This is a genomic window from Sphingomonas leidyi, assembly GCF_011761945.1.
Taxonomy (GTDB): domain Bacteria; phylum Pseudomonadota; class Alphaproteobacteria; order Sphingomonadales; family Sphingomonadaceae; genus Sphingomonas; species Sphingomonas leidyi.
Genome location: NZ_JAASQV010000008.1, coordinates 1 through 22941, shown reverse-complemented (window position 1 = coordinate 22941; position 22941 = coordinate 1). Strand labels below are relative to the sequence as shown.

The window sequence follows — 22941 nt, the reverse complement described above, 5'->3', positions numbered from 1 at the left end:
GTGATTGTCCCGCCCTGTTTTCGTCACCCCCCCGGCGTGAACTCCGCGACCAGATCGTAGCGATCCCCCGGGAAAGTCTGGCGGACGAACGTGACTGCCCGGCCGGTGCGCCAGGTCCAGCGCTCGACCTGGAGACATGCCGCATGGGCGTCGAGCTTCAATTTCCTGGCCAGCGGGCCGCCGGCGGAGACGGCGCGGATGCGGTGGCGCGCGTCGGTCCAGGGGACATGGTGGAGCAGCCAGGAGCCGGGTGCCTCGGCCTCGAAGGTGTCGGCCCGCGGGACCGGCACGGTATCGAGCGCGATCAGCCGGCGCTCGATCGCGAAGGGCTGTTCCCCGGCGAAATGCACGCCCTCGATCAGCAAGGCGGGCGCCGGGATGCCGGAGACTTCGATGTCGGGATCGCGATTGACCACCCGGCAGGTATCGAGCGCCCAGCCATAGCGCTCGCCCCGCGCCGCGATCAGCTGCGCGAGATCGGGCACCGCCAGCACTGCGGCATGCACCTGGGGATGCGCCACGAAGGAGCCGGCCTTGCGGCGCCGCTCGATCAGCCCGGCATGGGCGAGCCGCTCCAGCGCCTTGCTGACCGTGGCGCGCGCGCAGCCATATTGCGCCACCAGCTCGTGCTCGAAGGGGATGCGGTCGCCGGGGCGCAGCGCGCCCGAGCGGATGCGCTCCTCGATGTCCGAGCGGATGCGTTCCTGCAGCGTCACCCGAGCAAGCGCCCCAGGGTTTTGTGATAATGATTAGCGATACCTTCGCTCGCCCGGTGCTTTCCGCGTACGACTTGCAGCGCGCCGGCACGCCAGACGCAGTCGATCGCGCCGGCACGGCCGGCGAAGATCCAGCGATCGAGAAGCGTGCCGGCCGAAGCGCCGGCAAAGCCTGGATGGTCCATGTTCAGGCTCACGATATCGGCGGATGCGCCTGGCGCAATCCCCGTTTCGACACCGAGCGCCTGCCCCCCGCCTGCGAGCGCGGCGTGGAACAGCGTCTCGCCGACCGAAGCGCCTTCGGGCGACAGGATTGCGCGGCGCCGGAGCGAGAGGCGCTGCGAATATTCGATCGCGCGGAGCTCGTAGGCGGCGTCGATCTGGATGTTGGAGTCGGTCCCGGTGGCGATTGTCCCGCCGGCCGCAAGATAGCGTTCGGCCGGGAAGATGCCGTCGCCGAGATTGGCCTCGGTGACCGGGCAAAGGCCCGCCACCGCGCCCGAAGCGGCGAGGCGGTCGGTCTCGGCCTCGGTCAGATGGGTGGCGTGGATCAGCGTCCAGCGCCGGCCGATGTCCAGATTGTCGAGCAGCCACTCCACCGGCCGTGCCCCGCTCCAGGCGAGACAGGCTTCGACTTCCCTGGTCTGCTCGGCGGCATGGATATGGAGCGGGCCGGCGGTCAACGCGCTCACCACCGCCAACGCCTCCGGCGTGACCGCGCGCAGCGAGTGCGGCGCCACGCCCAGCACCGCGTCGGCAGGCAGCTTGGCCCGGCTCGCCTCGACCAGCTTCGCAAAGCCGTCGACGTCCGAGAGGAAGCGCCGCTGGCCGGGCTTGGGCGGCTGTCCGCCGAAATCGCTGTGCGCGTAGAAGACGGGCAGCAGCGTGAGGCCGATGCCGGTCTCCCCCGCAGCATGGACAATCGCGCCGGCGGTCTCGGCGGGATCGGCATAGCGCGCGCCGTTCACATCGTTGTGGAGATAGTGGAACTCGCCGACGCGCGTGTAGCCGGTCTCGAGCATCTCGGCATAGGCCAGGGCAGTGATCGCGGCGATGTCCTCGGGCGTGAGCCGGTCGAGGAACCGGTACATGATCTCGCGCCAGCTCCAGAAATCGTCGTCGCGCCGACCGCGGCGCTCGCTGAGCCCGGCCATGCCGCGCTGGAAGCCATGGCTATGGACGTTGCCGAGGCCCGGAATCGCGACGCGGTGGCGCTCGGCGCCCGGTGCCGGATCGGTGCCGGGCAGCACTTGCGAAATGCGCCCCTCGGCGATGCGCACGGTAACGCGCCCGGCCCAGCCGGTGGGGAGCAACGCATTCTCGAACCAGAGATCCATGCCCAGCCTTCCTCATAGCCGCCGCCCCGGCATGCGCCGGGATGACGATGGATTGGTTTTAATATGTCTAGACATAACCGCATCCACAGGCAAGGATGCGCGCATGGACCGACTCTGGACCAATGCACGGATCGCGACGATGGCGGGCCCTGGGATGGGCATCGTCGAGCATGGCGCGGTGGCGGCGAAGGATGGCCGGATCGCCTGGATCGGGTCCGCGCGCGAGGCCCCCTCCGCGGTCGAGACGATCGACTGCGAGGGCCGCTGGATCACTCCCGGGCTGATCGATTGCCACACGCACCTGGTCCATGGCGGCGACCGCGCGCACGAGTTCGAGCTGCGCCTGCAGGGCGCGAGCTATGCGGAGATCGCGCGGGCCGGCGGCGGGATCGTCTCGACGATGCGCGCCACCCGGGCGGCAGGCGAGGCCGAGTTGACGGCGAGCGCGCTGCCCCGGCTCGATGCGCTGATCGCCGAGGGCGCGACCACCGTCGAAGTGAAGTCGGGCTATGGCCTCTCGCTCGATGGCGAACTCAAGATGCTGCGCGCGGCCAGGGCATTGGGCCGGGAGCGCAAGGTCCGGATCGCGACGACCTTTCTCGGCGCGCATGCGCTGCCGCCCGAATATGCGGACGACCGCGCCGGCTATGTCGACCTCGTCTGCGAGACGATGATCCCGGCCGTGGCCGAGGCGGGGCTGGCGGATGCGGTGGATGCCTTTTGCGAGAATATCGGTTTCACTGCCAACGAGACCCGGCGTGTCTTCGAAGCGGCCCGCGCGCATGGGCTGCGCGTGAAGCTCCATGCCGAGCAGCTTTCCAACCAGCATGGCGCCGCGCTCGCCGCTTCGCATGGCGCGCTGTCGGCGGACCATCTCGAATATCTCGACGATGCCGGGATCGCGGCGATGGCGGAGGCGGGCACGGTGGCCACGCTCCTGCCCGGCGCCTTCTATTTCGTCCGCGAGACCCGGTTGCCGCCGGTCCAGGCGCTGCGCGACGCGGGGGTGCCGATCGCCCTCGCCACGGATTGCAATCCCGGCACCTCCCCGCTCACCAGCCCTTTGCTCGTCATGAACATGGCCGCGACGCTGTTCCGCCTCACCGTGGAGGAGTGCCTGGCCGGCATGACCTGCGAGGCGGCACGGGCGCTTGGCCTCCATCGCGAGATCGGCACCATCGAACCCGGCAAGTCCTGCGACCTCGCGATCTGGGACGTCGAGCGGCCGGCCGAACTTGTCTATCGCATGGGGCTCAACCCGCTCCATGCCCGCATCTGGAAGGGCCAATGACCGAAATCCTGCTGATCCCCGGCGCGGTGCCGCTGGCCGAATGGCGCGCGATCTGGCGCGGCGCGGTGCCGAAGCTCGATCCCGCCGCCGCCCCGCGGATCGCCGAAAGCGCGGCCGCGGTGGCGCGCATCCTGGCGCGTGGCGAACCCGTCTACGGGATCAACACCGGCTTCGGGAAGCTCGCCAGCGTCAAGATCGAGGCCGAGGACCTGGCCACGCTCCAGCGCAACATCGTGCTCAGCCATGCCGCGGGCGTGGGCGCGCCCTCGTCTGGTCCCGTGGTCCGCCTGATGATGGCATTGAAGCTCGCGAGCCTCGCCCAGGGCGCATCGGGCGTGCGGCCGGCCACGGTGGCGCTGCTCGAAGCGATGCTGGCCGGGGGCCTCACGCCGGTGGTGCCGAGCCAGGGGTCGGTCGGCGCCAGCGGTGACCTCGCGCCCCTTTCGCACATGGCTGCGACGATGATCGGCGTCGGGCAGATCGAAATGGGGGGCCGCGTGCTGCCCGCCGCACAGGCGCTGGCCGAGGCCGGCCTCACCCCGCTGACGCTTGGGCCCAAGGAGGGCCTCGCCCTGCTCAACGGCACCCAATTCTCCACTGCCAACGCCCTGGCCGGCCTGTTCGAGACCGAGACGCTGTTCCAGGCGGCGCTGGTGACCGGCGCGCTCTCGACCGAGGCGGCCAAGGGCACCGATGCGCCGTTCGATCCGCGCATCCATCAGCTGCGCCGCCATCCCGGCCAGATCGCGGTGGGCGAGACGCTGCGTACGCTGATGCAGGGCTCCGCGATCCGCGCCTCGCATCGCGACAATGATCCGCGCGTGCAGGACCCCTATTGCCTGCGCTGCCAGCCCCAGGTGATGGGCGCGGTGCTCGACCTGCTGCGCCAGGCGGGCACGACGCTGGAGACCGAGGCGAACGGAGTCTCCGACAACCCCCTGATCTTCCCGGAGACCGACGAGGCGCTGTCGGGCGGCAATTTCCACGCCGAGCCGGTGGCCTTCGCTGCGGACATGATCGCGCTGGCGATCTGCGAGATCGGCTCGATCGCCGAGCGCCGGATCGCAATGCTGGTCGATCCCGCCCTTTCCAACCTGCCGGCTTTCCTCACGCCCCGGCCGGGGCTCAATTCTGGCTTCATGATTCCCCAGGTGACCGCCGCGGCGCTCGTGTCCGAGAACAAGCAGCGCGCCACGCCGGCCAGCGTCGATTCGATCCCGACCTCGGCGAACCAGGAGGACCATGTCTCGATGGCCGCGCACGGCGCCCGCCGCCTGCTCGAGATGGCGGCGAACGCCGGCGCAGTGATCGGCATCGAGCTGCTCGCCGCGGCGCAAGGCTGCGACTTCCATGCCGGGCTCGCTTCCTCCGCGGCTCTGGAACGCGTCCGCGCCAGGCTGCGGCGCGACGTGCCGACGCTCGACCATGACCGGCACTTCCATCCCGATATCGAGGCCGCGACCGCGCTGGTCCGCGCCGGCGCGGTGGCCGAGGCGGCGGGAATCGCGCTGCCGGGGGTCGCATGAGCCGGCCCCAGGTCCATCGTGGCGAGGCGCCGCTGATCGTCGCCTTCCCGCATACCGGGACGGACATTCCGGCGGAGATCGCGTTCGCCTCACCTTGGCTCGCCCGCAAGGATGCCGATTGGTGGATCGACCGGCTCTACGATTTCGCCGCCGGCCTCGGAGCGACCACGATCCGCACCGGCATTTCCCGCAGCGTGATCGACGTGAACCGCGATCCCTCGGGCGCCTCGCTCTACCCGGGCCAGGCGACGACCGAGCTCTGCCCCACCACCACCTTCGACGGCGAGCCGCTCCAGAACCCGAATGCGGACGAGATCGCCCGGCGGCGCACCGCCTATTTCGATCCCTATCACGCCGCGATCGAGGCGGAGATCGCCCGGCTCCGGGCGATCCACCCCAGGGTCGTCCTCTACGACGCCCATTCGATCCGCAGCCATGTGCCGCGACTGTTCGAGGGCGAGCTGCCGCAGTTCAACATCGGCACCAATGGCGGCACGACCTGCGCCCCTGCCCTGCGCCAGGCCGTGGAAGCCGCCTGCGCCGCGACGCCCTGGAGCCAGGTGACCGACGGGCGCTTCCGCGGCGGCTGGACCACCCGCCATTATGGGCGGCCCGGAGGGGGCGTCCACGCCATCCAGATGGAGCTGGCCTGTCGCGGCTATATCGACGAGCCCGCCAGCTTCGACGAAGCATGGTGGCCCACGCCCTATGACGAAGCCCGCGCTGCCCCGATGCGCGCGGCGCTGACCAACATCCTCCAAGCCTGTCTCAATTTCGCCGGAGCCCCGGAATGACTCGCCTCGACAATAGCCGCATCATCAAGCCCGCCACCGGCACGGAGCGCACCGCCAAGAGCTGGCTCACCGAGGCGGCGCTGCGCATGCTGATGAACAACCTGCACCCCGATGTCGCCGAGCGGCCCGAGGAGCTGGTGGTCTATGGCGGCATCGGCCGCGCGGCGCGCGACTGGGAGAGCTATGACAGGATCGTCGCCGCGCTGCGCGATCTCGAAGCCGACGAGACGCTGCTGATCCAGTCGGGCAAGCCCGTCGGCGTGTTCCGCACGCACGAGAACGCGCCGCGCGTCCTCCTCGCCAATTCGAACCTCGTGCCGCATTGGGCGACCTGGGAGCATTTCAACGCGCTCGATCGCAAGGGCCTTGCGATGTACGGCCAGATGACCGCCGGCTCATGGATCTATATCGGCACCCAGGGCATCGTGCAGGGCACCTACGAGACCTTCGCCGAGATGGGCCGCCAGCATTATGGCGGCGACCTGAAGGGCCGCTGGCTGCTCACCGCCGGCCTGGGCGGCATGGGCGGGGCACAGCCGCTGGCGGCGGTGATGGCGGGTGCCTCGTGCCTCGCCATCGAGTGCCAGCCCAGCCGGATCGAGATGCGCCTGCGCACCGGCTATCTCGATCGCGCCGCCGAGACGATCGACGAAGCGCTCGAGATCATCCGGAACGCCGACAAGCCGGTCTCCGTCGGCCTGCTCGGCAATGCGGCCGAGATCCTGCCCGAGATGTTCGCCCGCGGCATCCGCCCCGACCTGCTGACCGACCAGACCTCGGCGCATGACCCCGTCAACGGCTATCTGCCCGTGGGATGGTCCGTCGCCGAATGGATCGAGCGGCGGGAGCGCGACCCGGAAGCGACGGCCAGTGCCGCCAGGGCTTCGATGGCGCAGCATGTCCGCGCGATGCTCGACTTCCATGCGGCGGGCGTGCCGACGGTCGATTACGGCAACAATATCCGCCAGGTCGCGCTCGACGAGGGCGTGGCCGATGCCTTCGCCTTTCCCGGCTTCGTCCCCGCCTATATCCGCCCGCTCTTCTGCAGGGGGATCGGGCCGTTCCGCTGGGCCGCGCTTTCGGGCGATCCCGAGGACATCGCCAGGACCGACGCCAAGGTGAAGGCGCTGCTGCCCGACGACGCGCATCTCCACAACTGGCTCGACATGGCCGCCGAGCGCATCCGCTTCCAGGGGCTTCCGGCCCGCATCTGCTGGGTGGGACTGGGCGACCGGCACCGGCTGGGCCTGGCCTTCAACGAGATGGTGGCGTCGGGCGAACTAAAGGCGCCGATCGTGATCGGCCGCGATCATCTCGACAGCGGATCGGTCGCCAGCCCCAATCGCGAGACCGAGGCGATGCGCGACGGGTCGGACGCGGTCTCCGACTGGCCGCTGCTCAACGCGCTGCTCAACACCGCGAGCGGCGCGACCTGGGTCTCGCTGCATCATGGCGGCGGCGTCGGCATGGGCTATTCGCAGCATGCCGGCATGGTGATCGTCGCCGACGGCACGCCGGAAGCAGCCAGGCGGATCGAGCGGGTGCTGTGGAACGACCCCGCCACCGGCGTGATGCGGCACGCCGATGCGGGCTATGACATCGCGATCGATTGCGCGCGGGAGAAGGGGCTGGACCTGCCGGGGATATTGTAGGGCGGCGGCCGCGGCTTCTCCCCTCCCAGGAAGATAGGGGGAACCTAGATCTCCACGAACCTGCCCGCCTCGCGGTCCTTCACCACCTTGCCGGCTTCGAACACGGTGCCGTTCATCGTGATATAGACGCCCGGCTTCGCGACCTGGACGGTGGCGAAGGCCATGCCGAGGTTGAAGGTGGCGTCGCTCTCGGCGAAGCGCGCCGGGGCGAGCGCGCCGACCAGCACGATCGTCTTGCCTTCGATGCCGGTCAGCGCCCCGGCGGTCTCGGTCATCGTGTCGGTACCGTGCGTGATGACGATGCGCTTCGCATCCGATGCGGCGGCGCGCGCCGCGATCAGGGCGCGATCGGCATCGTCCATCTCCAGGCTGTCCTTGCGCATCACTTCCTCGACCTCGAAGGGATGCAGCACGCGGCCCAGCTCGAGCAGCCGGGTCACCATGGTGCCGACGATCGTGTATTTGCTCGACGCGTCGAAATATTGCTTGTCGATCGTGCCGCCGGTGGTGAGCACGAGGATGGGCTGGGTGCTGGTCATGCGCGGCCCTTACGCCGGTTCGAAGAACAGGAAAAGCACCTCCCACCGTCATCCCCCGCCGCGAAGGGCTTGGACAATATGCCCGGCCCCTGTCCCCCAATACGGACGTGACACGCGGCCCCGAAGCGCGTAGCCGGGGCGTCCATGGGGGCATGGCGCGTCTTCCTGAAGGAACATCGCCGGCTGGCGCTGTGGCTGATCGCCTTGGCGCTGGCGATGAAGGCGCTCGTTCCCCAGGGCTATATGCTCGCGGACACCGGCGGAAAGACGCTCACCGTGGCGATCTGCGATGGCAGCGGCCCGGCAACGATGACCATCGAACTGCCGATGGCGCCCGATCACGCCAAGGCGCCCGACGGCGCCAAGCAGGACGGCGGCTGTGCCTATTCCTCGCTCGGCCATGCCATGGCAGGTGGCGCCGATCCGGTGCTGCTGCTCGCCGCCATCGCCTTCCTGCTTGCGCTGGGCTTCGCACCCGCCGCGCAACCCAGGATCCGGCGCCGGGCCTTTGCCCAGCCGCCCGCCCAAGGACCCCCTGCCCGCACCTGAACCCGTCGGACTTTCCTCGTTCAGGTGATTTCCCATGTCTTCCCATCGTCGCGCGCGCCTCTGCGCGCTGCCGCTCCTGTGCATCGCCGCTCCTGCCCTGGCGCAGGAAGCGGAGAATGATTCCTCCATCCTCGTCATCGGCCAGAAGGGCGCGCCGATCACCATCGACCCGCGCGGACTCTCGGTGAGCCTGGGCGACGAACAATTCGCCGGCGTCAACGCCCAGAATGTCGAGGACCTGATGAAATACGCGCCCGACTTCTTCGTGCGCAAACGCTATGCCGGCGACTCCAATGGCGTCCCCGGCTTTCGCGGCACCCATTCGACCCAGAGCGCCCGCACGCTGGTGATGGTCGACGGGTTCGTGGTGTCGAACTTCCTCGGCAACTCCTTCGGCTTCGCGCCGAAATGGGGTGTGGTCGGCCCGGGCGAGGTCGAGCAGTTCGACATCGTCTACGGCCCCTATTCGGCGCGCTATTCGGGCAATTCCATGGGCGGGATCGTCAACATCACCACTCGCTCGCCGGAGAAGACCGAGGCCTTCGCCACGGTGCAGGGCCTGGCCGAGCCCTATGGCCAATACGGCACCCGCGCGACCTATTGGGGCTGGTCGGGCGAAGCAGGCCTGGGCTGGCGGCAGCAGGACGGGCCCTGGTCGGCGCGGATCTCCGGGCGACACTTCCGCAACGACGGCCAGCCGATGAGCTGGTACGGGCTCGCCCCGGCCGCGGGTGCGACGGGCACGCCGGTGACCGGTGCGGTGGTCGATCCGGGCCAGGCCATCCCCAATGCGCCGGGAAGCGCGAGCAATCCCGTCTTCGCCGCGCAAAGCCCGGCGGCGACGACGCAGGACCAGGCCAAGCTGCGGATCGGCTATGACGGCGCATCGGGCGTTACCGGCGAGATGCTGTTCGCCTATTGGCACAACCTCGATGCCCAATATGCGCCCGACTGCTATCTGCGCGACGCGGCGGGCGACAAGGTCTGCGAGGGACGCGTGACGACGCTGGGGCGGACCTGGACGGCGTCGGGCGCCCGCTGGTCGCGGACGGTGCGGGACGAGTTCCTCGCCGGCGCCAGGATCGCGGCGCCGGTCGGCGCCGGCATGACTGCGAAGCTCAACCTCTCGACCTATCAGATCGCACGGTCGGACGGGTTCACGTCGGCGAGCTGGGCGGCGGGTGCCGCCGACGGTGCGGGCTTGCTGGCCCGGCAGGGGCCGACCGGCTGGTACACTGCCGAACTCTCGCTGGACGGCAAGGCGGGCGCACTCGACCTTGCGGCGGGAGCGAGCGCCAATCTCTATCGAACCGACCTGACCAACTACACGCTGCCGCACTGGCGCTCGGACGGCGGGCGCGCCTTCTCTACCCGCACCTTCGGCAAGACGCGGCTGCTCGCCGGCTGGGCCGAGGCGCGGCTGCATGCCGATGCGCTGGTATTTGCGCTGGGCGCGCGGCTGGAGAGCTGGCGGGCGTTCGACGGCGGGCTCGGGCGGATCGGCACCTCCGGCCAGCCGGTGACCAACCGTTATGCGGCGCGCGGCAAGACGGCGTTCGATCCGAAATTCTCGGTCGAATGGCATGGCGGCGCGACCAGCGTGCAGCTGAGCCTGGCCGAGGCGACACGCTTCCCGACGGTGGGCGAGCTCTTTCAGGGAAGCCTGAACGGCGACGGGAGCTTCAACCGCGACAGCTTCGATCCGAACCTGAAGCCCGAGCGCTCGCGCGACGCCAACCTGGTGGTGGCCCATGACTTCGGCAGGCTGAAGCTCACCGGTTCGGCCTTCTGGCAGCGCGTCGACGACACGATCTTCTCGTTCGTCGGGTTCAACCAGAACGGGATCACGACCTCGAGCTTCAAGAATATCGACGTGACGCGGCAGATCGGGCTCGAACTGATCGCGGAGGCGCGCGACGTCGGCGTGCGCGGGCTCGCCCTGGATGCCAACCTTGCCTGGATCGATTCGAGGACGGTGCGCAACGCCAGCGCGCCGGCGGCGGAGGGCGTGCAGTTCCCGCGCATCCCGCGCTGGCGGCTCAACGCGAATGTCCGGTATCAGGTGACGCCGCGGATACTGGTCGCCATGGGCATGCGCTATGCGACGCGGCCCAATACCGATCTGTTCGGGCTCCAGCGCGGCGATACCTTCGGCTATACGTCGGAGCTGTTCGCGCTCGATGCCCGGGTGAACTGGAAGATGACCGACCGGTTCCGGCTGAGCGCAGGGGTGGACAATATCACCAACGATCGCGCCTGGGTGTATCACCCCTATCCGCAGCGCAGCTTCCTGGTCGAAGCGGGGTGGACGCTGTGAGCGGGCCCGCCCCCGCCCGGCACGAGCGCTGGTTCCGCGCGGTGTGGCGCTGGCATTTCTATGCCGGCATCTTCTGCGTGCCCTTCATCCTGTGGCTCTCGGCGACGGGCGGAATCTATCTGTTCAAGCCGCAGATCGAGGGATGGCTCTATGCCCCCTATGCGCATGTCGCGGTGCCGGGCCGGCCGATGCTGGCGCCCGACAGGATCGCCGCGGCGGGCACGGCGGCGGTGCCGGGGTCGGTGCTGCACAAATATGTCCTGCCCGAAGCACCGGACGACGCGGTGCAGCTGCTCGTCGGCAAGGGCGCCGAGGAGACGCGCGTCTGGGTGCATCCGCAGACCGGGCAGGTGCTGAAGGCGGTGCCCGAGGAAGACCGGTTCATGCGCGTGATCTTCCGCCTGCACGGCGAGCTGCTGGCGGGCGACCGGGGGTCGGCGCTCGTCGAGATCGCCGCCTGCTGGACGATCGTGATGATCCTCACCGGCCTGTTCCTGTGGTGGCCGCGCGGGCGCAAGGGCAAGGGGCCGGGCGGGATCCTGTGGCCCCGGCTCGGCGCCGGCAGGCGCGTGTTCTGGCGCGACATGCACGCGGTGACGGGGCTCTGGGTATCGATCGGCGCGGTGTTCCTGATCGCATCGGGCCTGCCCTGGGCCAAGAACTGGGGCGACTATCTCCGCCAGGTGCGCGTGGCAACCGGCACGGCGGCGGGCCGGCAGGACTGGTCGGCGGGGTCGACGGCGGACGCGGCGGCGCGCGTCGAGCTCGACAAGGGCGCTCGCGCGATGCTGGATGAACATGCCGGGCATCACGGGATGACGATGGTGCATGTCGTGCCCGCCGGGCCGGCGCTCGACCGGGTGGTGGGCAAGGCGATGACGCTGGGGCTCGCGGCACCGGCCGAAGTGAGTCCGCCGACGCGGGCGGGCGGGCGCTGGCTCGCCCGGTCGCAGGCCGAGGACCGGACGCGGCGCGTCTCGGTCGAGATCGGCGAGGACGGCGCCGTGATCGGATCGCAGGGCTTTGCCGACCGGCACTGGATCGACCGCGCGGTGGGCTTCGGCGTCGCCGTGCACGAGGGAGCGTGGCTGGGGCTGCTCAACCAGCTGGCCAACCTGACGATATTGATCGGGCTGGTGACGCTGGCGGTGTCGAGCCTGGTGCTGTGGTGGCGCCGGCGGCCGCACGGCCGGCTGGGCGCGCCGGCGGCGAAGGATCCGCTGCGGCACAGCTGGGCGCTGGTCGGCCTGACAATATTGCTCGGGCTGCTGATGCCGCTGTTCGGGATCACGCTGGCGATCGCGGCGACGTTCGAACTGGGTGTGCGGCGCACGGCGCCGGGGCTGGCCCGCTGGCTGGGGCTGCGCATGCCTGACCAAAATGTAACCTGACGGCCACCGCCCCGATACCGGCAAGGGCGCATTTCCCATCCACGGTCACCGAGAACGACCAGAGAGGAGTAAGGCAATGCCCCATCGCCGCACCACGATCGCGCTGCTGGCCATCGCCACGCTGGTGAGCGGATCGGCAGCCTGGTCGACCGCGGATGCCCGCCTCGTCGCCCACGCGCCGGCGGCGGTGGCCGCGCAGGGGCGCTGACCCCGAGAGTTTCGGCATCGCCCACTCTCCCTGTTCGGGGCGATGTCAGCGGGTGCGGGTTTCCTCTTTTCCCGCACCCGCAATACCTGAACGGCCGGCGCGCCCCCTCCCGCGCCGGCCGTTTTGTTTTGGCCATCCGCGCACATGACAGTAAGTTAATCTGGAAGGCAGGTCCGGGAAGGGCGGGCAAGGCTATCCCGAACGGGCAGGCCATATCCGCGTTCATGGCCGGCAAACCGCGGCGCCCGGCCCTCCTGCACTCCTCGGGCCGGGCGTCGCACCCAGACATTGCAACCAGGGCATATAGGCGATGGAACGTCCGATCTTCTTCGATGCGAGCGGCAAGCGGAACCGCTGGACGATGCGTGCCTTCTTCGCGCTGCTGCTGGTGATCGTGCTCGCCGCCGGCGCCTTCGCGATGACCGTGGTGCGGGTGCCCACGCCGGGCCCTCTCGCCATGGCGCTCGAGCATCCCCAGCCGCGTTCGCTCAAGCAGCAGGCCAACCGGCTGCGCCACAGCTTCGCGTCCTGGCTGCCGCAAGGACCGGCCAAGGTCTCGGCCGCACCGCTCGCGGTGGGCTTCTACGTGCCCTGGGACGATGCCAGCGGCGCCTCGCTGCGCCGCCATATCAACGAGCTGGATTGGGTGGTCCCCTCGCTCTACACCGTCACCGGGCCGCAACACCGCATCGCCACCGCGCCCGACACCGAATTCGACCCGATCCTCGCTTCGGCCACGCGCCGGCCCAAGGTGCTGCCGATGGTGCAGAACGCCACCGGCGACAATTGGGACAGCGTCGGCGCCGCCGCGCTGCTGCGCGACCCCAAGGCGCGCGCCGCCTTTCTCGACGAGCTGCAGCGCACGCTGGTGGCACGCAAGGCGGACGGCGCGGTGTTCGACTTCGAGGAACTGCCCACCGCATCGCAGCGCGACTATCTGGCGCTGCTGCGCGAGGCGCGCGCCCGCTTCGCCGCGGCGAAGCTCAGCATCGCGGTCACCGTGCCGGCGCAGGACGACGACTGGAACATGAAGGCCTATGCCGCCGCGGCCGACCATGTGATCCTGATGAACTATGACGAGCACGCGCCGGCCACCGCCGCGGGCCCGATCGCCAGCCAGGCCTGGTTCGTCCGCCAGATGAACGCCGCGCTGACCCAGGTGCCCGCCGAGAAGCTGATCGTCGGCATCGCCAACTATGGCTATAACTGGACGGCGCCGGGCAAGGCGGACCCGATCTCGATCGAAGAGGCCTGGCTGATCGCGCATGACAGCGAGGCCACCGTCACCTTCGACAAGGCGAGCGGCAACCAGAGCTTCGCCTATGAGGAGAATGGCACCGAGCACACCGTGTGGATGGCCGACGCCACCACTGCCTGGAACCAGCTGCGCGCCGCCAACATCAAGGGCGTGGGGGGCGTCGCCCTGTGGCGCCTCGGCTCGGAGGATTCCAATTTCTGGGCGGCGCTGGGCGCGGCGCATTCGGGCAAGATCCCCGATCTGCGCCGGATCGAAGCCGTCGGCGATGTCGACGTGGAAGGATCGGGCGAGATCCTGCGCATCACCAGCACGCCGAGCGTCGGCGCGCGCACGATCGTCCAGAATCCGCAGGGGCTGATCGTCGACGAGATCTTCCAGTCGCTGCCGACTCCCTATGTCGTCACCCGCACCGGCTATATGCCCGGCAAGATCGCGCTGACCTTCGACGACGGCCCCGATGCCGACTGGACGCCGAAGATCCTCGACGTGCTCAAGCAGAAGCAGGTGACCGGCACCTTCTTCATGATCGGCGAGAATGCGATGGCCGAGCCGTTCCTCGTCCGCCGCGTGGTCGACGAGGGCCATGAGATCGGCAGCCATACCTTCACCCACCCCAACCTGGCGCTGACTTCGTCGCGCGGCACGCGGATAGAGCTCAACGCCACGCAGCGGCTCATCGAGGCCTATACCGGTCGCTCGGTCCGCCTGTTCCGCGCGCCCTATTTCGGCGACGCCGAACCGACCACCGCGGACGAACTGATCCCCGCGCTGACGGCGCAGCGCGCCGGCTACACCAATGTCGGCCTGCACGTGGACCCGAACGACTGGCAGCGCCCCGGCATCGACGCGATCGTGGACACCACGCTGCGCGAGGTGGAAGCGGGCAATGCCGAGCAGTCGGGCCAGATCATCCTGCTCCACGATGGCGGCGGCGATCGCTCGCAGACGCTGGCGGCGCTCCCGCGGATCATCGACGGGCTGCGGGCCAAGGGCTATCAGTTCGTCCCCGTCTCGCAGCTCGCCGGCCTCACGCGCGACCAGGTGATGCCCGAGGTGCAGGAGGGCGACCTGGCCGCGGTGCGGATGGACCTGGGCATCTTCCTGGTCGCGGCCACGCTTGGCTTCATGCTGAAATGGTCGTTCTTCCTGGCGATCGCGCTCGGCATCGCCCGCGCCCTCGTCCTTGCCGGGCTGGCAGTGAACGGCAATCGCCGGAAGAACCGCCCGGTCGCGCCGGAGATCGCGCCCGATCGCTTCGTCTCGGTGCTGATCCCCGCCTTCAACGAAGCGAAGGTGATCGAAGCCTCGGTCCGCCGCGCGCTCGCCAGCGAGCAGGTGAACGTCGAAGTGATCGTGCTCGACGATGGGTCGCAGGACGGCACCAGCGATCTGGTCCGCGCCGCCTTTGCCGACGAGCCGCGGGTCAAGCTGCTGACCCTGGAGAATGGCGGCAAGGCGCGCGCACTCAACCACGGGCTGGCCCTGGCCAAGGGCGATATCGTCATCGCGCTCGATGCCGACACCCAGTTCGAGCCTTTGACCATCGCGCGCCTTGCCCGCTGGTTCGAGGATCCGGAAGTCGGCGCCATCGCCGGCAATGCCAAGGTGGGCAACCGCATCAACCTGGTCACCCGCTGGCAGGCGGTGGAATATGTCACCTCGCAGAATCTCGAGCGGCGCGCGCTGGCCAGCCTCGATGCGATCATGGTGGTGCCGGGCGCGGTCGGCGCGTGGCGCAAGGCGGCGCTCGACGATGTGGGCGGCTATCCGGTCGACACCCTGGCCGAGGACCAGGACCTGACCATCGCGATCCAGCGCAAGGGCTGGCGCGTTGGCTATGATATCGACGCGGTCGCCTGGACCGAAGCGCCCGAGAGCTTCCGCGCACTCGCCAAGCAGCGTTTCCGCTGGGCGTTCGGCACGCTCCAGTGCCTGTGGAAGCACCGCGCGATCCTGCGCACCCGCAAGCCGGCGGGCCTGGCCCTGGTCGGCATTCCCCAGGCCTGGGTGTTCCAGATCGCCTTCGCGCTGATCTTTCCGCTGATCGACCTGGCGCTGATCGCCTCGATCGTCGGCACCGCGATCCGGGTCTGGCAGCATGGCTGGGCGCAGACCGAGAGCGACGTGCTGCGCATGGGCATCTACTGGATCTCGTTCATGGCGATCGACTTCCTGTGCGGCTGGGTCGCCTATCGGATGGAGAAGCGCGAGAAGCGCTATCCGGGGCTGCTGCTGCTCGCCCAGCGCTTCGTCTATCGCCAGCTGATGTACTGGGTGGTGATCCGCGCCGTCGCCAACGCGCTGCGCGGCCCCTGGGTCGGTTGGGGCAAGCTGGAGCGCAGCGGCCGGGTGGAGGCCCAGGCGACACCGGAAACGCAGGCAGCGCAGGACACGCGGGAGACGCAGGCAACCGCCGCATGAGGAAATCGCCCGAGGAAAGACCAAGCCAATATGTGCTGGACGAACGCGCCTGCCGGATGATCTGCCCGATCGCCGCGGCGATGGTGGGCGTGTGCCTGACGGCGATCGGCATCCTGCGCGTGGTGATCGCGGTGCGGCGCGCCAACACGCTTGCCGACGACCTGCTGGCGCTGGACGCGGTGCTGTTCCTGATCGCGACGCTGACGTCCTATTTCGCCTTGCGGACAGTGACGACCAAGCGGATGCACGAGCTGGAACGCGTCGCCGACGTGACCTTCATCGCCGCGATGCTGCTGATGACCGTGGCCGCGCTGGTGATGACCTATGCGTTGGCGGTCTAGGTCGGGAACGCGCGCAAGCCTGTGAAACCAGCGCGTCCCCCCGGCGCAGGCGGGGATGCACGGCGGCAGGAAGCGACGTCAGAACCGGATCGCCGCGCGTAGCCCCGGTGCGTTGTCCTCGAGCGTGAAACTGCCCTGATGGAGCCGCGCCACCGCCTCGACCAGCGACAGCCCCAGGCCCGAGCCGGTGACGTGGCGGGCGGGATCGAGGCGGCCGAAGCGGCTCAGCGCCTCGGCTCGGCGTTCGGCGGGAATGCCGGGGCCATCATCGGCCACCGACAGCGTGATGCCGCCTGCCTCGTGCGCGGCGCCGATGACGATGCGGCGGCCGCCCTCGGCATATTTGGTGGCGTTCTCGATCAGGTTGCCCAGCGCCTGACCCATCAGTTCGCGATGAAGCGGCGCGTGCAGGCCCGGCTCGGCCTCGACCGCGATCTCGAAACCGCGATCCTCGGCGAGCGGACCATAGACTTCGGCAAGATCCTCGAGCAGCGCCGCGATGTCGGTATCGACAAAGCGGTCGCGCCCGATCCCCGCCTCGGCCCGGCTGATCAGCAGCGCGGTGGAAAGCATGCCGAGCAGGGTCTCCGCCTCGCCCGACACGCGCTCCAGCGCCGCGAGCGCGGTCTCGTCCTCGGTCTCGATGATCGCGCGTTCCAGCGTGACCTTGATCCGCGTGACGGGCGACCTGAGGTCGTGCGCCAGCCCGTCGGTCATCATGCGCAGCTGCGAGACCAGCGCCTCGATCCGATCGAGCATCGCGTTGACCGCTTCGCCCAGCGCATCGAACGCGTCGCCGCTGCCGTCGATCGGCACGCGGCGGCCCAGCCGGCCTTCGCCCACGTCGCTCGCGGTGGTGACCACCGCCTGGATCTGGTTCGAGAGGACGCGGCCGATCAGCAGCGCACTGAGCAGCGCGAAGATCACGCCGATCACCAGTGCCGCCGTGATCGCTTCCTCGTTCACGCGCGCCAGGCGAACGCTCGAGGTGATCACATGGCCGGCGAGGAGCCGCTCGCCATTGGGGAGCGTGGTGGAAGATACGCCCATCAGCTCGGCCCGGTCGCTGCCCGTGCGATAGAGCTCGATCGCACGCCAATCGGTCTCGGCCGGGATCACCGTGGGCCAATCGCCCAGATTGCCGCGGATCGGGTCTTCCTTGGCGGTGGCGAGCAGGATCACCAGCGGGCTGGCATGCGCCTGGGCGAGCCGCGCGTCGATGATCCGGATGAGCGCCGCATCGCCGCCGGCATGCCAGGCGGAGACGAGATCCTCGCGCAGATCGGTGACGAGCGCCTTTTGTTCGGCGGCGAGCGCGCTTTCGCTCGATTGCTGGACGAAGAGCAGGATGCCGCCGGTGACCGTGAGCTGCACCAGGAAGGCGATGATCACGAAGCGCGCGATGACCGAGCGCGCGAGCTGCCCCCAGCGCAGCGTCACCTCACGCCGCCGGGCCGAGACGATAGCCGGCGCCGCGGATCGTGTGGAGGATCGGCTCGCCGCCATCGTCCAGCTTCTTCCTGAGCCGGCTGATATGGACGTCGATCACGTTGGTGCCGGGATCGAAATGATAGTCCCATACCCCTTCGAGCAGCATGGTGCGCGTGATCACCTGGTCCGGATGGCGCAGGAAATATTCGAGCAGACGGAATTCGCGCGGCTGGAGATCGATCACCTTGCTGCCGCGCTTCACGCGCCGCGAGAGCAGGTCCATCTCCAGATCGCCGGAACCCAGCTTGGTCACCGCGGTCTCCGCGGCGCCGCGCTTGCGCAGCAGCAGGCGGACGCGGGCCAGCAGTTCGGCGAAGGCGAAGGGTTTCACGAGATAGTCGTCGGCCCCCGAAGTGAGGCCGCCGACCCGGTCGTCCGGCGTGCCGAGCGCGGAGAGGATGATTACCGGCGTCTCGATCCTGGCAGCACGCAGCGCGCCGAGCACGGCCATGCCGTCCATCCCCGGCAACATGCGGTCGAGCACGATCGCGTCGTAGCTGCCGTCGCTGGCGAGGAACAGGCCGTCGCGCCCGTTATCGGCACGGTCGACCGTGAACCCCTCTTCACTCATTCCCTTGACGATATAGGACTCATTCCCTTGACGATATAGGCGGCGGTGGGCTCGTCATCCTCCACCAGCAGCAGCTTGTGCCCCATTCTCTCCACTCGCACTTCGCAAGAGCTTGAGATGGCGTAGCTGCTTTTGGTGCACCAAGTCGAGATATACCTGCGGATGGGGATCGTTGCGCAGATAGCGCCGGGCCTGGTCGAGCGTGTCCACCCCGCGTCCGTCGATGGCGATGATCGCATCGCCCACTTCCATCCCGTCCCTGGCCGCCTCGCTTCCCGAACGCAGGCTGGTCACCACCAGCCCGCGCGCCGTGTTGCCTGGCGTCTCGGCGGTGAAGCCCGGGAACAGGCTGGCGCCGGTCTGCGCGGCGAAGACATGGTTGATCCCGGACCGCCAGGCCCAGCCCAGGATCACCATGGCGCTGAGCGCGAAGGAGAGGACGAGGATCAGCACGAAACCGTCGGTTCCGCGCATCGTGCGGCCGGCGGAAGCGGCGTTGTCCTGGATGTCGCGGCTCGTCATTGCGAGCATGGGGATGCCCCTGGCGCCGGGGCAAGTCACGTTAAGCTTTGGTCATGATCTCGTCACGGGAAAGCGAATTGCGTGTATCTATGGAAGCTGGACTTTCAAGGAGTTCGCCATGCGCCTTCGCCGCCGCAAGCTCGGCATCACCCTCGCCGCCCTGGCCCTGATACTCGCCGGCTTCACCGGCTTCCTCGCCTATATCGGCTATCTGGGCGGCCCGGTCTATTACGACATCTCGCCCACGCGTCCGGCGCCGCCGGCACTGAAGGGGCTGGCGGTGGTGCTGGTATCGGGCGACATGGGCTTCAAGATCGGCATGGGGCCGGATATCGCGCAGCGCTTCGCCGCGGACGGCGTGCCCGTGGTGGGCGTCAGCTCGCTCGCCTATTTCCGGCACCAGCGCACGCCCGCCGAAGTGCAGGCGCTGATCACCGACGCGGCGCGGCGCGCACTCGCCTTCGGCCATGCGGACCGGCTGGTGATGGTCGGGCAATCCTTCGGCGCCGACATGACGCATGTGGGCCTGACCGGCCTGCCCCAGGACCTGCGCGCCAAGGTGAAGCTGGTCGCGCTGGTGGTGCCGACCGATACCGTCTTCTACCACGCCTCGCCCTCCGAAATGTTCAACTGGGTCAAGCCCGACGCCATGGCGCTGCCCACCGGCCGCCAGCTCACCTGGGTGCCGACGCTTTGCGTGCAGGGGGTGGAGGAGAAGAACAGCCTGTGCCCGATGCTGACCCAAGCCAATGTGCGGCGCGTGGCATTGCCGGGCGGGCACATGCTTCACCACGACCCCGATACGTTGTACGATACGCTCCACCGGGCGGTTACGGACATTACCAAAAATTAGGATTGCGACCACGCCACCGACAGGCGCGCAGGGCCAAAGAGCGTCACCAGAGATACCGAGGGAGTTTCGAAATGCGCTTCGGCAAGATACTGGCCGGCATCGGCATCGGGGCCATTCTGCTCGGCGCGGTGCAGGCATCGGCCCAGGCGCCGGCGGCCGCGACCGGCGTGGTCGGCACCTGGGTCAACCCGCGCGGCTCCGTGAAGGTGCAGACCGGCGCGTGCGGCGACAAGCTGTGCGGCTGGGTGGTCTGGGCCAATGACGAGGCCCAGCGCGACGCGCGCGACAGCGGCGTCCAGAAGCTGATCGGCACCGAACTGCTCCAGGACTATCACCCGACCGGCAACGGCAAATGGCAGGGCCGGGTCTATGTGCCCGACATGGGCCAGACCTATTATTCGAAGATCGAGCAGCAGGGGCCGAACAGCCTGAAGATCAGCGGATGCATCCTGGGTGGCTGGATCTGCAAGTCGCAGGTCTGGCAGCGCGGCTGAAGCCGGCCGCGATGCGCCCCGCCTACAAGACCGCACTACAGGTCGGCGCCGTCGTCGCGATCGCCGCGCTTGCCTTCGCGGCGCTGCGCGGCCTGCTCCACGAGGTGCACTGGCGCGACGTGCGCCACGCCTTCCGCGCAATCAGCGCATGGCAGATCGCCGGCGCACTGGCGCTCACCATCGGCAGCTATGTGATGCTGACGCTGTACGATGTGCTCGCGCTGCGCATCATTGGCCGGCCGCTGCCCTATCGCACCGCAGCGCTCGCTTCGTTCACCAGCTATACGCTGAGCCACAATCTGGGCTTCGCGCTGCTCACCGGCGGATCGGCGCGCTACCGCGTCTACAGCGCGGCGGGGCTCGACACGGCGGAGATCGTCAAGGTGATCGCCACCGCGAGCCTCACCTTCTGGTCGGGCGTGGTGGTGATGGCGGGCGCGGCGCTGGCATTGCACGCCGGCGGCCTGGAACTGGCCGGCTTCACCATCCCGGCCGGCGTACAACGCGGGATCGGCATCGCGATCCTGGTCGTGACGCTGGGCGTGCTGGCGATGCTGCGCGGCCCGGCGCGCGAAGTGAAATTGTGGCGCTGGCGGCTGCGCTGCCCGAGCCTGGCCCAGGCGCTGGGCATGATCGCAACCTCGGCGATCGACCTCGCGCTGGCCAGCGCGGCATTGCTGATCCTGGTTCCCGGCGCGGGGCTGCACGCGTTCCCCGCCTTCTTCCTCGGCTATGCGCTGGCGATCATCGCGGCGCTGGTAACGCATGTGCCCGGCGGCGTGGGCGTGTTCGAGGCAGTCATGCTTGCAGTGCTGCCCAGCGCCGACCCGTCGCGCATCGTGGCGGCACTGATCCTCTACCGGCTGATCTACTATGTGTTCCCCCTGCTCGTCGCGGGCGCGCTGCTCGCGGTGCACGAGCGGCGCCAGTTGCGGAAGCCGCTCGCCGCGATCCGCGCAGTGGGGTTGGCGATGCACGGGCTGGCGCCGACCTTCCTCGCGGCGCTGGTCTTCGTCGGCGGGGTGGTGCTGCTCGTCTCGGGCTCGCTGCCAGCGATCCATGCGCGCCTGCGCGACCTGCACGCCTTCGTGCCCCTGCCCTTCGTCGAAGCCTCGCACATCGCGGCGAGCCTGGCGGGCACCGCGCTGCTGCTGATCGCCCCGGCGCTCTACCGGCGGCTCGATGCGGCCTTCCACCTCTGCCGTACCCTGTTGCTGGCGGGCGCCCTCTTTTCGCTGGTGAAGGGCGTCGATTATGAGGAGGCGATGATCCTGCTGATCATCGCGGGGCTGCTCCAACTCTCGCGCACCGCCTTCTACCGCAAGACCGCGCTCACCAGCACGCTCTCGACGCGGGCACTGCTATCCGTCGCGGTCGCCGTGGCGCTGGCGACCTGGATCGGCTTCTTCGCGTTCAAGAACGTGCCCTATCAGGACGATCTGTGGTGGGAATTCGCCTGGCGCGGCGACGCTTCGCGCTTCCTGCGCGCAAGCTTTGCGGCTGCGGTGGCGCTTACCTGCGTCGCCGTGACTCAGTGGTTCGGCTATGCCCAGCCGAAGCGCGAGGAACATGCGCCCGATACCGAGCTTCCGCGCCTGCCGCTCGTCCATGCCAACCGCACGGACGCGCTGCTCGCCTATGCCGGCGACAAGCGCTTCCTGCGCTCGGAAAGCGGCCAGACGCTGTTGATGTACCAGGTGCAGGGGCAGAGCTGGATCGTGATGGGCGACCCGGTGGGCCCTGCGGAGGAATGGGGCGACATGCTCTGGCAGATCCGCGAGATGGCGGACGCGGCGCAGGGCCGGCTGCTGCTCTACCAGATCTCCACCGATGCCCTGCCGATCGCGATCGACCTGGGCCTGCAGCTCGTCAAATATGGCGAGGAAGCGCGTGTGGCGCTGCCCGGCTTCACCATGGAGGGGCCGGAGAAACGCTCGCTGCGCCATTCGGAGCGCCGCGCGGCCCGCGAGGGCGCCTGCTTCGAGATCGTCCCCGCGGCACAGGTGCCGGCGCTGATGGCCGAGCTTCGCACCGTTTCCGACGCCTGGCTGCACGACAAGGGGCAAAGCGAGAAGGCGTTCTCGGTCGGCCGCTTCGATCCGGCCTATCTCTCCCGCTTCGATTGCGCGCTGGTGCGCCACCATGGGCGGATCGTCGCCTTCGCCAATATCTGGGCGACGGACAATCGCGAAGAACTCTCGGTCGATCTGATGCGGCATCTGGCCGAGACGCCCTATGGCACCATGGACTTCCTGTTCGTCCAGCTGATGCAATGGGGTCGCGACCAGGGCTATCGCTGGTTCAACCTCGGCATGGCGCCGCTATCGGGCATCGAATCGCGCCGCCTGGCGCCGATGTGGGCGCGGATCGGGGCACTGCTCTATCGCCATGGCGACGCGTTCTACGGCTTCGAGGGGCTGCGAGCGTACAAGGACAAATTCTCGCCGGCATGGACCGCGCGCTACATCGCCGCCCCTCCGGGCCTGGGCCTGGCACGCGGGATGATCGACTTGCAGACCTTGGTGGGCGGTGGCTCGCGCAGCGCCGCGATGCGGCGGCGATTGCGACTGGTGGCCTGACCCGTCGGTTCAGTACCGTCCCCAGACGAAGCGCGAGGACAGGGCGAAGTTCCACACGGCGGCGACGGCGATGCCGGCCAGCGCCGCGAAG

19 protein-coding genes are annotated in these 22941 nt (G+C 69.0%); 13 read left to right on the top strand and 6 right to left on the bottom strand.

Annotated features, from left to right (window positions below; genetic code table 11):
* Positions 1-23: 23 nt before the first annotated feature.
* Positions 24-716, bottom strand: coding sequence for a UTRA domain-containing protein (locus FHR20_RS22250; protein WP_167301623.1), 693 nt, complete (start codon positions 714-716; stop codon positions 24-26).
* A complete protein-coding gene (locus tag FHR20_RS22245; protein ID WP_167301622.1) occupies positions 713-2053 on the bottom strand; it encodes a formimidoylglutamate deiminase in 1341 nt (446 codons plus the stop codon). The genes FHR20_RS22250 and FHR20_RS22245 overlap by 4 nt, the downstream gene beginning before the upstream one ends.
* Before the next feature lie 103 nt (positions 2054-2156).
* Between FHR20_RS22245 and hutI the strand changes: the two genes are divergently transcribed.
* Genes hutI through hutU form a run of 4 tightly spaced genes read left to right on the top strand, consistent with a single transcriptional unit; the run spans position 2157 to position 7316 of the window.
* Positions 2157-3344: an imidazolonepropionase gene (gene hutI / locus FHR20_RS22240; protein WP_243857731.1), complete on the top strand. Its 1188-nt coding sequence runs from the start codon at positions 2157-2159 to the stop codon at positions 3342-3344.
* A complete protein-coding gene (gene hutH, locus FHR20_RS22235; RefSeq protein ID WP_208413819.1) occupies positions 3341-4870 on the top strand; it encodes a histidine ammonia-lyase in 1530 nt (509 codons plus the stop codon). The genes hutI and hutH overlap by 4 nt, the downstream gene beginning before the upstream one ends.
* A complete protein-coding gene (hutG, locus tag FHR20_RS22230; RefSeq protein WP_167301621.1) occupies positions 4867-5664 on the top strand; it encodes an N-formylglutamate deformylase in 798 nt (265 codons plus the stop codon). Before hutH ends, hutG begins: the two co-directional genes overlap by 4 nt.
* Positions 5661-7316 carry a urocanate hydratase gene (hutU, locus tag FHR20_RS22225; protein ID WP_167301620.1) on the top strand — a complete coding sequence of 552 codons (1656 nt, stop codon included), beginning with the start codon at positions 5661-5663 and terminating at the stop codon, positions 7314-7316. The genes hutG and hutU overlap by 4 nt, the downstream gene beginning before the upstream one ends.
* Before the next feature lie 44 nt (positions 7317-7360).
* Here the strand turns inward: hutU and FHR20_RS22220 are convergent, their stop codons facing one another.
* On the bottom strand, positions 7361-7855 hold the full coding sequence (locus FHR20_RS22220; RefSeq protein ID WP_167301619.1) for an asparaginase domain-containing protein: 495 nt from the start codon (positions 7853-7855) through the stop codon (positions 7361-7363).
* Between the two features lie 144 nt (positions 7856-7999).
* Between FHR20_RS22220 and FHR20_RS22215 the strand changes: the two genes are divergently transcribed.
* From FHR20_RS22215 to FHR20_RS22195, 6 genes are all read left to right on the top strand, one after another.
* The gene (locus FHR20_RS22215) at positions 8000-8404 is read left to right on the top strand and encodes a DUF2946 family protein (protein ID WP_167301618.1); all 405 of its coding nucleotides are present in this window, start codon (positions 8000-8002) and stop codon (positions 8402-8404) included.
* A 34-nt stretch (positions 8405-8438) separates the two neighbouring features.
* Positions 8439-10721, top strand: a complete 2283-nt coding sequence (locus FHR20_RS22210; RefSeq protein WP_167301617.1) for a TonB-dependent receptor — start codon at positions 8439-8441, stop codon at positions 10719-10721.
* Positions 10718-12112 carry a PepSY-associated TM helix domain-containing protein gene (locus FHR20_RS22205; RefSeq protein WP_341786497.1) on the top strand — a complete coding sequence of 465 codons (1395 nt, stop codon included), beginning with the start codon at positions 10718-10720 and terminating at the stop codon, positions 12110-12112. Before FHR20_RS22210 ends, FHR20_RS22205 begins: the two co-directional genes overlap by 4 nt.
* Positions 12113-12188: 76 nt before the next feature.
* Positions 12189-12320 carry a hypothetical protein gene (locus FHR20_RS23105; protein ID WP_279589480.1) on the top strand — a complete coding sequence of 44 codons (132 nt, stop codon included), beginning with the start codon at positions 12189-12191 and terminating at the stop codon, positions 12318-12320.
* A 310-nt stretch (positions 12321-12630) separates the two neighbouring features.
* Positions 12631-15999, top strand: coding sequence for a trifunctional glycoside hydrolase family 18/polysaccharide deacetylase/glycosyltransferase family 2 protein (locus tag FHR20_RS22200; protein ID WP_167301616.1), 3369 nt, complete (start codon positions 12631-12633; stop codon positions 15997-15999).
* On the top strand, positions 15996-16340 hold the full coding sequence (locus FHR20_RS22195; protein ID WP_167301615.1) for a hypothetical protein: 345 nt from the start codon (positions 15996-15998) through the stop codon (positions 16338-16340). Before FHR20_RS22200 ends, FHR20_RS22195 begins: the two co-directional genes overlap by 4 nt.
* A gap of 78 nt (positions 16341-16418) precedes the next feature.
* Here the strand turns inward: FHR20_RS22195 and FHR20_RS22190 are convergent, their stop codons facing one another.
* The 3 genes from FHR20_RS22190 to FHR20_RS22180 are packed head-to-tail and all read right to left on the bottom strand — an operon-like array spanning position 16419 to position 18933.
* Positions 16419-17846 carry a sensor histidine kinase gene (locus FHR20_RS22190; protein WP_167301614.1) on the bottom strand — a complete coding sequence of 476 codons (1428 nt, stop codon included), beginning with the start codon at positions 17844-17846 and terminating at the stop codon, positions 16419-16421.
* On the bottom strand, positions 17782-18402 hold the full coding sequence (locus FHR20_RS22185; protein WP_167301613.1) for a winged helix-turn-helix domain-containing protein: 621 nt from the start codon (positions 18400-18402) through the stop codon (positions 17782-17784). Before FHR20_RS22185 ends, FHR20_RS22190 begins: the two co-directional genes overlap by 65 nt.
* Before the next feature lie 54 nt (positions 18403-18456).
* On the bottom strand, positions 18457-18933 hold the full coding sequence (locus FHR20_RS22180; protein WP_167301612.1) for a PDZ domain-containing protein: 477 nt from the start codon (positions 18931-18933) through the stop codon (positions 18457-18459).
* A 109-nt stretch (positions 18934-19042) separates the two neighbouring features.
* Here FHR20_RS22180 and FHR20_RS22175 point away from each other — a divergent pair, with 109 nt between their 5' ends.
* The 3 genes from FHR20_RS22175 to mprF all read left to right on the top strand — a co-directional run bounded on the left by FHR20_RS22175 (position 19043) and on the right by mprF (position 22850).
* Complete coding sequence (locus FHR20_RS22175; RefSeq protein WP_167301611.1) at positions 19043-19777, top strand: AcvB/VirJ family lysyl-phosphatidylglycerol hydrolase; 735 nt, start codon at positions 19043-19045, stop codon at positions 19775-19777.
* A gap of 71 nt (positions 19778-19848) precedes the next feature.
* Positions 19849-20271 carry a DUF2147 domain-containing protein gene (locus FHR20_RS22170; protein ID WP_167301610.1) on the top strand — a complete coding sequence of 141 codons (423 nt, stop codon included), beginning with the start codon at positions 19849-19851 and terminating at the stop codon, positions 20269-20271.
* The gene (mprF, locus tag FHR20_RS22165; protein ID WP_243857729.1) at positions 20220-22850 is read left to right on the top strand and encodes a bifunctional lysylphosphatidylglycerol flippase/synthetase MprF; all 2631 of its coding nucleotides are present in this window, start codon (positions 20220-20222) and stop codon (positions 22848-22850) included. The genes FHR20_RS22170 and mprF overlap by 52 nt, the downstream gene beginning before the upstream one ends.
* Positions 22851-22941 lie beyond the last annotated feature (91 nt).